This is a genomic window from Gallintestinimicrobium propionicum (assembly GCF_025567525.1).
GTDB classification, from domain to species: Bacteria; Bacillota; Clostridia; order Lachnospirales; family Lachnospiraceae; genus Gallintestinimicrobium; species Gallintestinimicrobium propionicum.
The window spans coordinates 26279-38905 of record NZ_JAOQJY010000017.1; the positions used below are offsets into that span (position 1 = coordinate 26279).

At 43.7% G+C, this 12627-nt stretch carries 13 protein-coding genes; all 13 read left to right on the top strand.

Features of this window, described 5'->3' with window-relative positions:
- The first annotated feature begins 12 nt into the window (after window positions 1–12).
- The 13 genes from OCV62_RS12550 (at window position 13) to OCV62_RS12610 (ending at window position 12581) form a co-directional block, all read left to right on the top strand.
- Window positions 13–237 carry a hypothetical protein gene (locus OCV62_RS12550; RefSeq protein WP_025577443.1) on the top strand — a complete coding sequence of 75 codons (225 nt, stop codon included), beginning with the start codon at window positions 13–15 and terminating at the stop codon, window positions 235–237.
- Between the two features lie 249 nt (window positions 238–486).
- Complete coding sequence (gene dcm / locus OCV62_RS12555; RefSeq protein WP_025577444.1) at window positions 487–2010, top strand: DNA (cytosine-5-)-methyltransferase; 1524 nt, start codon at window positions 487–489, stop codon at window positions 2008–2010.
- A gap of 511 nt (window positions 2011–2521) precedes the next feature.
- Window positions 2522–2845, top strand: a complete 324-nt coding sequence (locus tag OCV62_RS12560) for a plasmid mobilization protein (RefSeq protein WP_025577448.1) — start codon at window positions 2522–2524, stop codon at window positions 2843–2845.
- Between the two features lie 27 nt (window positions 2846–2872).
- The gene (locus OCV62_RS12565) at window positions 2873–4264 is read left to right on the top strand and encodes a relaxase/mobilization nuclease domain-containing protein (RefSeq protein ID WP_262587088.1); all 1392 of its coding nucleotides are present in this window, start codon (window positions 2873–2875) and stop codon (window positions 4262–4264) included.
- Window positions 4265–5218, top strand: a complete 954-nt coding sequence (locus OCV62_RS12570) for a hypothetical protein (RefSeq protein WP_025577451.1) — start codon at window positions 4265–4267, stop codon at window positions 5216–5218.
- The gene (locus tag OCV62_RS12575) at window positions 5219–5638 is read left to right on the top strand and encodes a hypothetical protein (RefSeq protein WP_025577453.1); all 420 of its coding nucleotides are present in this window, start codon (window positions 5219–5221) and stop codon (window positions 5636–5638) included.
- Window positions 5639–5648: 10 nt separating this feature from the next.
- On the top strand, window positions 5649–6812 hold the full coding sequence (locus tag OCV62_RS12580) for a PcfB family protein (RefSeq protein WP_025577455.1): 1164 nt from the start codon (window positions 5649–5651) through the stop codon (window positions 6810–6812).
- 42 nt (window positions 6813–6854) lie between these two features.
- Window positions 6855–8936: a VirD4-like conjugal transfer protein, CD1115 family gene (locus tag OCV62_RS12585; protein WP_070100864.1), complete on the top strand. Its 2082-nt coding sequence runs from the start codon at window positions 6855–6857 to the stop codon at window positions 8934–8936.
- A 111-nt stretch (window positions 8937–9047) separates the two neighbouring features.
- Entirely contained in the window at window positions 9048–9386 is a 339-nt protein-coding gene (locus OCV62_RS12590) for a hypothetical protein (protein WP_021651237.1), read from the top strand.
- Window positions 9387–9433: 47 nt separating this feature from the next.
- Window positions 9434–10270, top strand: a complete 837-nt coding sequence (locus OCV62_RS12595) for a VirB6/TrbL-like conjugal transfer protein, CD1112 family (protein ID WP_025577460.1) — start codon at window positions 9434–9436, stop codon at window positions 10268–10270.
- Window positions 10271–10303: 33 nt separating this feature from the next.
- A complete protein-coding gene (locus OCV62_RS12600) occupies window positions 10304–11227 on the top strand; it encodes a DNA-methyltransferase (protein WP_055056125.1) in 924 nt (307 codons plus the stop codon).
- Window positions 11228–11244: 17 nt separating this feature from the next.
- Window positions 11245–12057 (top strand): DUF4313 domain-containing protein, encoded by an 813-nt coding sequence (locus OCV62_RS12605; protein ID WP_081019432.1) that lies wholly within the window; start codon window positions 11245–11247, stop codon window positions 12055–12057.
- Between the two features lie 23 nt (window positions 12058–12080).
- Complete coding sequence (locus OCV62_RS12610; protein ID WP_055056111.1) at window positions 12081–12581, top strand: PrgI family protein; 501 nt, start codon at window positions 12081–12083, stop codon at window positions 12579–12581.
- Window positions 12582–12627: the final 46 nt, after the last annotated feature.

A 12627-nucleotide genomic window follows, 5' to 3' on the forward strand; every position in this document is an offset into this window, starting at 1 on the left:
GAGGGTATTCTTTTGGAAAATAGCTATGATGAGGAATGTTTCAAAAAATGGGAGATCGACGAATGCGAAGCGGAGATGGAAAAAGTAGTGCAGTGGATAGGAAAGAGGAAACTGCATGGACGTGTACGGGTTGCGTTTATCGAAGAGAGCTATGAGCGGCAGGGATACCGCATGGGGATACCCAAGCAGGCGTATGTGTCCAGGGTGCTGGCAAACATCAGGAAAGAAGAGCGGTGAGAAAGAAATAACCAATCCGAAAGTGGGGGTGTTAGGAAAGGAGGTGGTGCAGACCAACAGAATTTTTGACAGAAGGATAAACTCTGGATACGGGAAGGGGTGATTCTATGATTGTAAGGTAATGCCAGATGGATATTTCGTTTGTAGCTGTGGATTTCTCATGAAGACTATAAAAAATTTAGGAGACAGGAGGAAATAAGTGAGTAATCCTAGGTAAAATGTGTAGCTACACCTCATGAAATATGAGGAATGAAATATAGTTTGGTGAATTTTTGTGAGTTTGATAAATATGCAGCAAAGAGTTATTGTGCGATTCATGGTACAAGTGAAACATTGAATCTGGGAGATATTACAAAAGTGGACGAAAGGGAGATTGAACCGTTTAACATGATTTGTGGCGGAAGCCCCTGTCAGGATTTTTCCCTGGCAGGCAAGCAGGCAGGCGCAGTTTGGAAATGCCGAAGCTGCGGGTATGAGTATAACCCTCTGCAGGTACATTATTCCAAAAGGGACGCCTGCGGCATGTGTGGTTCCCATGATATTGATAAAACACGTTCTTCCCTTCTGGTGGAGTGGCTCCGTATGATACGGGGTGTCAAACCAATATGGGGAATTTATGAAAATGTAAAAAATATTGTAGGAAAAAAATTCCGGGATACCACATTCCGGTTGTTTGAAGAAGAACTGCATGAATACGGATACCACACCTATTGGAGTGTTCTTAATGCAAAGCATTACGGAATACCCCAGAACAGGGAACGGGTATATCTGATTTTGATACAGAAGGAAATGGATAATGGAACATTCCAGTTTCCAGAACCGCTGGAGTCCTTCCAGTGCCTTATGGATATTCTGGAGGATACGGTAGAGGAAAGATACTACTTATCCCAGGAAAAAGTACGCCGCTTGATTGAAGATATGGAAGAGAGAAAAGCGCTTTTGTTTGAGCCGGACGAAAAAAGCCTGAAGGCTTTTCGGGAAAACCGGGTAAAACGGGCCGGAAATATCAAAGGGGTGTTTGAACAGACTGGACGGGTTTATCTGCCAGACGGGTGCTGCCCTACGGTAACTGCCTGTGGTGGTGGCGGACATCAGCCCAAAATTCTTCAAGTGGGAGATATTCATACCGGCTATGGTTCAAGCGGGGTTATTTATTCCCCTTTAGGAAGCAGCGGTGCGGTTTTAGCAGGGCATGACCAGCCAAAGATTGTAGAAAAATGTCCAGGAGCAATCCGGGGCAGGTATGACCCGGAAGGCCGGATTGTGCAGACTTTGGAACTGGGAGAAAAAGAAGTCTGCCATACCCTTACTTCTGTACAAAAAGATAATATCATTCTGGTACGTCAAAAGACACAGAAAGGTTATGAGGAATGTTTGGAAAATGGTGTTGTAAATCTTAGTTATCCGTCTGTGGAAAAACGGGGAAGGGTACAGGAGCATGGGGAACTCTGCCCTACGCTTACGACATCAAATGGGATACACCGTTTAGAGTCTTTGATCCGTATCCGGAGGCTGACACCTTTAGAATGCTTCCGGCTTATGGGCTTTTCCGATGCGGATTTTTGGAAAGCAAAAGAAGCAGGCATAAGCAACAGCCAGCTTTACAAACAGGCAGGAAATTCCATTGTTGTTGATGTGCTGTACTATATTTTTCTGGAACTATACAAAGCCATGCCATATCTGTTTGAGGATATTCGGCTTTCTTCCTTTTTCAGTGGGATTGGAGCTTTTGAAAAGGCATTGGAGCGTTTGGAAGAACAGGTAAACCAATAATTTCATAAGAGAAACCCAAAGCGGCAAATGGTCCATAGAGAGTCTTCCCATACTTGTTGGAAAGAGAGAAATTGCGGAAGAAGAAGCAGCCAGCAGGGAGTCTGTGCAAAAGCGTTGATAGCAGAATGGAAGAACTGCTGCCACATCAGACACAGGAGGCTGGCAGATTTGCTAACAGAACTGGGGTTTTGTTAGCAGAAATAGAAGTAGGAAGTGGAAAAACCGATAGCAGATGTTTGGAACTGCTATCGGTTTTTCCCTATATGGAACGCAGGTCTGCTATCAGTATCTGCGTTTTGCTATCTATGTTATCCGGGGTATTAGGGGGTGCCCCCTAACAAGATGGGATTTTGTACGGTAAAATCCGTATCTTGCAGAGGACTGGCATAGCCAGTCCGGACGCCGGGAAGTTATACGGTGACCGATAGCAGGTCTTAGGAGTTGACTGCAGATAGCGTTGGAGTAGAAATCGGTAGATGAAATATGTGATAAAGATAAGGAAAGGGGGAGCATGAAAAAAGAAACAATGAAATGCAGAAAAGAAATCCGGCTGTACTCATGGGAGTTGGAAGAGTTACAAAAACAGGCAGAAAAGATGGGGCTTTCCGATTCCCAGTACCTTCGTATGCTGATTACCAACCGTCCCAGGGATTACCCGGAAATCCGTCAGGAACTGGAACGCATGAACCAGGAAATCAACCGGATTGGTGTAAACATCAACCAGATTACCCATAACAATAACAGCGCCCTTTATTCCAGGGAAGATAAACACCGTCTGTATGTGTTTTTGAAGCAGATAAAAACACTGGTAAGCCAGGTGCAGGAAAGGCTGTAGGTTATGGCAATTACAAAGTGCCTGCACATGAAACAGGCAAAAACGGGTTATCCGGCAAAACATCTGGCAAATGGTCTTCGCTATATTATGAACCCGGAGAAAACAGAACATGGCCGCTATGTCTGTGGACATAACTGTATTCCTGAACAGGCATTATCCCAGATGGTAGATACCAAACGTCATTTTGGAAAGCTGGATAAAAGGCAGGGCTACCATTTCATTCTTTCATTTGAGGAAGATGAGGTTTCGGAAGAAGAAGCCTTCCAAATGGTAGGAGAGTTTGTGACAGAATTTCTTGGGAAGGATTTTGAAGCGGTTTATGCAGTCCATAATGATACGGACCATATTCATGGGCACATTATTTTTAATTCAGTACGCTGTACTACGGGATATAAATACGATTATAGAAATGGGGATTGGGAAAACATTATCCAGCCTCTGACCAACCGGATATGCAGGGAGCATGGTTTATCTGTGCTGGATCTGGAAGAAGCCAAGGAAAAACGCAAACAAAAAGGACAGGAAGAAAAATCTCTTTCTGAACGGGACAGGCGGATCAGAAGAGATGTGGACCAGGCATTACAGGACGCAGGTTCTTATGAGGAATTTCTTGAAAATCTTTCCAGCATGGGATATGAGTTGCGGGGAAGAAAGCGCCTTTCTGTTCGGGAACCCGGAGCAGGAAGGGCAAGGCGGCTTGACCAGCTAGGGGAAGAATATACAGAGGAAAAGCTTCGGCAGCGTTTTGGACGCCTTCCAATCCCGGAAATGACCGGAGAGGAGATACCGGTAGAATGGACGTATGTGTTTATCCCATACCGGGAGCGGCATTTGACCAGATACCAGAAGGAATGTTTTCTTCGCAGGTATCGGCAGGGGAAACCAATGGCAAACTCTAAAACCTGGAAATACAGGGCAGCAATCCATGAATTGAAAAAATTGCAGGAGGAATTTGATTTTCTGGCAGCTTATCGCATACAGGATAAGGCGCAGTTGAAAGCCATTTCTGATGCAACAAAGGAACAGCTTTGGGAAAACAGCAGGGCAAGAAAGCAGCTACGAAAAGAAATGGTTCCTTATGAGGAAATGCTTCTGCTTCTCAATAAGCTGCAGGAAAAACAGATGGAAGCAGAACTTTATCAGGAAGGGTATCAGGAATTTTTTCAAGACCACCAGACATACCAAAACCTTCTTGGGCAGTTAAAAGAAATGGGATATTCCTTGTCTGATGCAGAACAGACAGACGCTTATTTCTTTGAGAAAGAGGAGCGTTTGCGGATCGAACGGAAAAAAATCTTAAAAGAAAAAAGGATTGCAGAGCGTCTGCGTGAAAAAGCAGAAGAAAAAGAAAAGTTGGAAGCACAGCAGAAGGAAAAGAATAGGAAACCGTCTGCGAGGGGCAGAGGAAAAGGAGGGTAAATGACAGTAGAAGGACAACGGTATCTGGAAGAATGCCGGAAAGTTTTAAAAGAAGAACAGATGGACGCAGTTTCTATGGGGCTGGATTTTGGTCTTCCTGTTTCAGATATTCAGAAAGTAGTTAAGAGCAACCAGGAAGCCCCGGTGATGAAAGCAATCATCATAGGGCTTATGGAAGGGATTGGGGAAATCGACTTTTTATGCGAAGGAAATTATAACCAGTTCCAGGTACGGGAAATCGTAGAGGGCTTAAAAAACGGGCTGGATCTGGAAGAGGTGAAAACCTATGCCGGAAATGAACTGCCGGCCAGCCGTATGCGGACCATGCGGATACAACTGGAAGAGTCAAAGGCAAAAAAAGAAGTTCCGAAAGATGAAGAAATGCGTTCTTATATGAAAAATCTTATGGGGATCATGGAACAATCCATTCAGCAGTTCCGGGAAAGCAATGACCGTTTTACAGCCTTGTCCTCTCTGGTAAAGGAGCATGTTGTTGAAGAGAAAAACCAGGAGATTAAAGACCTGTATGAGAACCTGCAATATAAAGATAAAAACATACAGGAATTAAAAGAAAAGCTGGCAAAGAAAGAGCAGGAAATTCAGGAGCTGAAAAAAGAAGCAGAAAAATACAGGGAAAAAACAGAAGCTGCTTCCAGGGAAACAAAAGTGGTATTGGAAGAAAAAAGCATACAAACAGCGGAAGGGCTGCAAAAAAGTAAGCGCCGGCTGCTTGGGATTGCCATGCTTGGAAAAAAAGTACCCAAAAGTGTTGTGGAGAAAATTCTGGAATATAACTTGTCCGCAGAACAGTTGGAAGAAATTCGCCAGTGTGTAGAAAGTGGGCTGGCAGATGCAGAAATTCTTCAGGTGATGGAGAACAGTCCTTCACCGGAGAGAATGAAAAAAATGCGGGAAATTATCCTTTTGATGCGGAAACGGAAGGCGGGTGTGTAAATGGCAGAACTTGAACATGTGGTAAAAATATTTTCCCTTTTGGAAGCTGCCGAAAAGGAACAGCCCTTTCTTACTAGGGAGCAGAAACAGGATTTGTACCGTATTGCTTTTCATAAGGAGTCTATGGAAGAGGTAGAAAAAATTATTTTGCAGTTACAGGCGCCTCATGCAGGAAAGGAAGAAAAAGAGCGTATTCTTTATCATTACCTTGAACCGTTTTCTCAGGTTCCGGAAAATATTTTGCAGATTGAGAATTATATTTTTCAGCTTCAGTATATGACCTATGAAAAGGAAAAAGCAAACCACATGCTGGAGGCTCTCTTAAAACAGGAAAATATCCAGTATGACCTGGAAGCCATGCTTGCAGAAGGAAAAACAAAGGCGGCTGTTTTAGCAAAAAAAGACAGGGCAATGGGATAGGAGGGAGAGCATGAGTGAAATACAAGATGCGGCGCAAATCATTAAAGTTTCCTTTGAAGGCGCAGAAATCATTCTGAAAATGGGAAATACAGGCTGGCAGTTTGTAAAAGATATTTGTGCGGTATTTAAAAAAGTTCTGGACCAGGAAAAATTGTCAGGGAAAACTTCTGTACAAAAGCTCCTGAAAATGGGAGGCGATTTGCAGGTTTTCCGTTTTGAAACAAAAGACCTGGAACGGGTAAAAGCCCTGGCAAATAAGTATGGGATTTTATATTCCATTTTGCCGGATTTGAATGAGAAGGACGGTATGAGTGAAATTTTGTTCCATTCCCAGGCAGCGCCCCGTATTCAGTCCATGATGGCAAAAATTGAACATTCCAATATTGGGACGTTAGATGAATACTATGAAAATGCAGAGCCGGATAAGGTAGAGCAGTTGGTAGAAGAAGTAAAAAAGCCTGTCCTGCCGGAGCCGAAGGAGTGTGAACTGGTTGCGCGGGAACTGGCGAAAAACCAGGTGGAGAAGATCAGTGATGTCCGTTCCCGTCTGAATATGACCTGGCTTCAGATCTGGCCGATTATCTGCTACATGGAAGAACAGGGGATTTTGGAGAAAGGGAAGGAAGGTACGGTGACACTGACCAGGACACCGGAACAGATCGAAGAATTGGTAGATTCCCAGCAGTGGAAACAGTTGTTTGGGGAAGAGGAAGCCCAAAGACGCAGCACTGGAAACAGCCAGGAAACAGAAGAAAAGATGCAGGTCATTCAGCGTATCCAAAAGGAAAAGCGGAACAATCCAGGTGTGAATGCCATTACCATAGACCAGAAGCTGGTATATGAAGAAACAGAGCATCATATCAAAACCAGGATTCCGTACCGTAAGAATGAATTTATCTGGCTGGACAAATCGGAAATTAGCTGGATTAATGACCATAAGACTATTTTTGCAGGATTGGAAAAGAAGAAGGAGTATGCAATTTTAGACCTGGAGGACCGTTTTCTTAGAAAAACTTCGGGGGAAGATTTATATAGGGAAAGCTATGATCCGGTACGCAGGGAACGTGCCAGACAGGAGCAGGAAAAGATACGCAGAAGAAGGGAACATAATTACAGGAAGACACAACAGAACCTGGAAGCAGGGAGAAGAAGCATACAGGGGCAAAGGAGGTAGAGAACCGGAGCAATTCAGAAAAAGAAGAAACAGTCCTGGGGTATGTATTTCATTGGAGGCGTAGCTTCCGGCTATGGAGGTTATCTCTTGAACGTGTGTTATCAGCCTGGAAAGGATATCAACTATTTTTTAAACCGTCTGGATCAGGTGATGGCAGCCCCGTTTGCCAATTATTGGAACGAAACTTCCTTAAAAGCAATCATTCTGGGGATTTTTGTATATGTGATCGGTATGGTCATGTATGTCACCAGCCGGAAAAACTATATGCCGGGTCAGGAATTTGGTACCGCTGTTTTTGCAGATCCGAAAAAGGTGGCAAAGCAGTTTGCGGATAAAGATGAACACAATAACCTGATCTTATCCCAGAATGTCAGGCTGTCCATGAATACCAGAAAGACTAGGAGAAACCTAAATGTCCTGGTAATCGGAGGAAGCGGCGCTGGAAAAACCTTGTTCATGGTGAAACCCAATCTCCTTCAGTTAAGCAGGGCTTCCCAGATCATTACAGATCCCAAAGGGGAGATTTTAAGATGCTGCGGAGGTATGCTGAAAGCGCATGGATACCGGATACGGGTGCTGAACCTGGTGGAAATGGAGCAGTCTAACGGATATAATCCATTCCGCTATATCCGCTCTGAAACAGATATTGTAAAACTGGTTACTAACTTGATCAATAATACCACACCGAAAAACGCACAGCCCAGTGATCCATTCTGGGAGAAAGCCGAGTCTTTGTACTTGCAGGCTATTTTTCTTTATGTGTGGCAGGAGTGTGAAATGGAGAAAAGGAATTTCCGTATGGTTTTGCAGCTTTTGAATGAGGCGGAAGTCCATGCAGACGGTTCCCCTTCTGATTTAGACCGGCGTTTCCGCAGACTGGAGAGAAAAAAGGGAAGCAACCACCCTGCTTTAATCCAGTATAATAAAGTGGTACGGGGTGCAGGAGATACGGTAAGGAGTATCATCATTTCCGCAAATGCAAGGCTGGGATTGTTACAGAACCCACAAATTTTGCGGATTCTGGATCATGATGAAATGGAGATTGAGGAGATTGGGATTGGTGTTGATGGGGACAGAAACCGGAAGACCGCACTTTTTTGTGTGACGCCGGATTCGGATAAGAGTTATGCCTTTTTAATTGGTATGCTTTATTCCCAGATTTTCCAGGAATTGTATTACCAGGCAGACTTCCATTACAATGGAAAACTTCCCATTAACGTGAATTTTATGCTGGACGAATTTGCCAACGTGCCATTGCCAGATGACTACTGCAGCCTACTTAGTACCATGCGTTCCAGAAATATTTCCTGTACCATTTTTATCCAAAACCTTGCCCAGATCAAGGCTTTGTTTGAGAAAACCTGGGAAACCATACCGGGTAATTGTGATTCCCTGGTATATCTTGGTGGGAATGAACAGTCCACGCATAAGTATATCAGTGAGTCCCTGGGAAAAGGAACCATTGATAAAAAAAGCAGTGGGGAAACCAAAGGCCGGCAAGGGAGCAGTTCCCGGAATTATGATGTGCTGGGGCGTGAGCTTTTGACACCGGACGAAACCCGAAAGCTGGATAACTCAGAGTGTATTTTGTTAATCAGGGGTTGTGATCCTATTATTGATAAGAAATACAATACTTTTGCACACTCCAGATTTTCGGAAACAGAAGATGGCGGGGGTGCGCCTTATATCCATGACAGAATGGCTGCCCAAAAACAGGCGGTACAGATTTTAAGTGAAGAATCCCTGGATTATTATAAGAAGAAAAAGGAACAGGGAGAAGATGTTCAGATTGTGGAACTGTCTTTTGATGAAATTTTTTCTTATGAGCCTATTCCTAAGAAGATTTTTTCGGAGGAAGAGCTGAAAGAGAACCAGAAGAAGAGAACGGTAGAGGAGGTGAGGCCGCCGAAGAAAACGGAAAAACCGGTACAGACAGAGGAAGAAAAACTTTCTGAATTATTGGAAAGCCATGTTTATAATGAGGAACAGTTGGGAGAAATCATGCTTGCCATTGGTGCTGGAATTTCGTATGATAAAATCCTTCAAATGGCAGATACAAAAAACAGTGCTGAAAAGATGAAGGAAATCCGTAAAAAATTTACAAAAGAAACAGCCTCGGATTAAAGAAGGCAGATTTTTGGAAACCTGTAGTTTTTGCATTACGCAGGGCAGGTTTTTAAAAATCTGTCTTTTTGCGTAATGCGGTATCAATCACATGAAAAGGAGTAAAAAGATATGAAAATCAAAGAGGTTATCAGAAAGAAACAGAACCGCTTGAAAAAATCTCTACTGGGAGTCCTGGCAGTAAGCGCTGCCACTGTTTCCCTGTTCCCCCAGACTGTCATGGCTTCCGGGGTAAGTGACGTAACACAGCCGCTTATGAATTTAAAGACACTGGTGATCAGTATTATCGGTGCGGTGGGTGTGATTATCCTGGCAAAAAACGTGATGGAATTTGCACAGGCTTACCAGCAGCAGGACAGTTCTTCTATGAACAGTGCCATTAAAGGAATTGTTGCAGGGCTTATTATGGCAGCTATTTCCTCCGTTCTTACTTTCCTGGGAATCAGCTAAAACCGTTCTTCTTTTTGAGATAAACAGATAAGAAGAGAGGTGAAGTGATGTTTAATTTAGGAGAGGCGATCCTTGCACTTTTGGAAATCGTGTTTGGATTTTGGAATAATCAGGTCAGCCTCGTATTTGAACTTTTAGGACAGTCCCCTACCGGGTTCAAAGGGGGCGGGCCCTGGGGGATCATTGAAGGGATTGAACCCCTTTTTGTTGGGATAGGCTCTGCCCTGGTAGTCCTTTTTTTCGTCATTGGGTTTTGTGCAGAGTCGGTAGATATCCGGGAAGAAATCCGGTTTGAAGCAATCCTCCGTATGTTTATCCGGGTTGCCATTGCACAGTGGCTGGTATCTTATAACATTACCATTATGAAAGCCCTGTTTACTTCCTGTGGAAACCTGGTGGGGCATTTGGGACAAAACCAGAGTGTGGAGTTATCCATTGACCCGGCGCAGGCAGAAGTGATCAAAGATTTAGGATTTGGAACCAGTATCGTGTTCCTGATACTTGCTGTTTTCCTATCTTTAATCGTTATTATCTGTGGGTTCTTCCTGCTGTACAATGTTTATTTCCGCTTTTTGAAAATTATGGTAATTGTACCTTTTGGGGCGATTGCCAGCAGTACCCTGGCTGGAAACCGGGGGCTTAGCAATACCTTTGTAGCCTATATGAAATATTTTATCAGTGTCGTTTTTGAGGCAGTCACAATGGCACTGGCAATCCTTTTGTGTAACCAGTTTATTTCCTCCGGACTTCCGACCTTTACCGGAGATTATGAGGACTGGGCCAAAACCCTGATTTATTTGGGGGAAATGACCTTTACGGTTGCGCTGACGGTAGGCACTGTAAAAGGAGCGCAGAACCTGACTTCCAGGGCACTGGGATTGTAGGAGGAAAGGATTGTGCAGGAAAAAGGGATACAGATGACACTATTTGAATATTTTCAGGACGCAGAATGCTTCAGCCTTAAAGAAGCAGTGGCTTGTGTAGAACAGGTAAAAGAGGTAAAAGAACCCAGTATCCGGGCAAGAATTTATGAGGGAATAGAAAAGGGGCTTTTTTCCAGGATAGCCAAAGGAGTCTATACGGTTACCAAAGAACAGGACGGAGAAGAGGTAACTTGTATGATGGTTCAGGGGAATGGCAGGGATTTGAGCTTTTTAAAAGATAACAGTATAGATGCCATTATTACAGATCATGCTTATGACCTGAAAAAAAGCCTGAAAGGGGGAAATCGGGATTTTGCGGCCTATGAATGTTTTCAATATACGCAGGAAGACTTTGATGAAAAATACCGGGTGTTGAAAAAAGGGTGTTTTCTGGTAGAGTTCATGCCGGAAGAAAATGGGGAAAATTATGAATACCTCTATCAGATGAAAAAAATGGCGAAAGAAGCAGGGCTTGAATATTATGCAAAAGTCGCCTGGAAAAAAGGAGATTTCGTTGCCAATACGGGAAGAAAATCTAAAAATACGGAAGAGATTGCATTTTTTACGAAAGGAAAAGCCAGGAATTTACGCCCAGATGCGAAAAAGGATAAGGCGGAGCCAGGAATATCCCACTATATGTCAGGCGCCAGGGGAATGCTTCCAACGGTCTTTGACATTGAACCGCCAGGGAAAAACTCCCGTATTCATCAGGCAGAAAAACCAGTGCAACTTTTGCAGCAGATCCTTGGATTTGTAACAGAAGAAAAGGAGTGGGTACTGGATCAGTTTGCAGGTTCGTTTTCCCTGGGGGAAGCAGCACTTTCCAGTGAACGGAATGCAATCTGCATTGAAATTAATGAAGAATATTTTGAAAAGGGAAAAGAAAGGCTTCTGTCTGCAAAGAGCAGGAGTCGGTAGGAAAGGAGGATATGTAAATGGAACAGGAAGAAAAACTCAGCCTGGATTTTGGCAATGGGGAGATCTATGAGGTCTGGCTGGAAGTTGCAACTTATCCGGCTGATAAAAACATCAAAGTTTGTGTGTTTACGGAAAAAGAGGAAGAGATATGGAAACTTTTTGAATTGACCACAGATATGGGAATTCCGCTGGAAAAGAACCAGACCTTTTTGCTCCCAGGCTATGATCTGGAGCAGATAGTAGAATTTATCAAAAAAAACGCGATTGGACAGTTAAAAGAAGAAATCTGCTGTTCTGGCTGTATGGAATATCCACTGTTTGAATTTCAGGAAGAAACTTTAAAGAAATTGGACCCGGAGGGATATGCAGCCTATGAGCAGGCATACCAGGAACGGGGAGAAGTAAAGAATCCAGAATTTCAAAAGGAAATCAAAACAGCGGATTTTCAATGGGCGTATGGAACCGAAGAACTGGCATTGCGGGTAGATTATTATGCAATGAACCAAAACCTTTATGTGGAGCTGTATAGCCGGGAAGATGGGATGTGGGAACCGTTTTCAGATTTGACCGTAAACCTTCCCGGATATTGCCTGGAGCCTGGAACTGCCTGTATCAGCGGTGATTTTAGTAAGGAAAATATCCAGTTTATTCAGGAGCATGGATTGGGAACACTGCTTCCCTGGAAAGCACAATCCGGTATGGGGCAGTATGCGGTGGTGAAATTTCATCTGGAGGAACTGCGTAAGTTTGACCAGGCTGGGGTTGCCGCCTTTTGCAATCAGCATGGATTACAGAAAACCATGCAGGAAGAGCGAAGACAGAGTAGATAAAAAACAGAGACAGGAGGTTATGTATGGAGATTGAATTAAGTGAGGACCTGCAGCATTATAAAGAATCCCTGGTTCTAGGGCTTACAGCAAAACAGTTTTTGTTTTCGGCGTTGGCATTGGGCGTAGGAACTGGGATTGTCCTGCTTTTGTATGAAAAAATCGGGATTACTTTGAGCTGTTATGTGGCAACCCCTTTTGTTGTACCTCTGGCACTGACTGGGTTTTATAACTATCATGGGCTGACATTCTGGCAGTTTGCAGGGAAGATGATTTATTTTTCCTTTTTTAACCGCCCTTTGGTGTATGGCTCTACGGAATCGGTGCAGGAACTGAAACAGATTTATATGGAAACCCGTCAGGAAGAAGAACGGGAAGTACAGCAAAGGAAAAAGGAACAGAAAAAAGAGAAGAAAGGTGGTGATGTCAACGTGGTGAAAAAGAAGGCAATCCGTATGGGGATCGTAACGGTAGTGATGATTGTACTTGGTGCGGCAGCAGCGGTGTGGTATAAGATGTACCGTTGACCAGAATATTCAATCAAGGCGTGAAATAGCGCCTGCTCTCCATTTC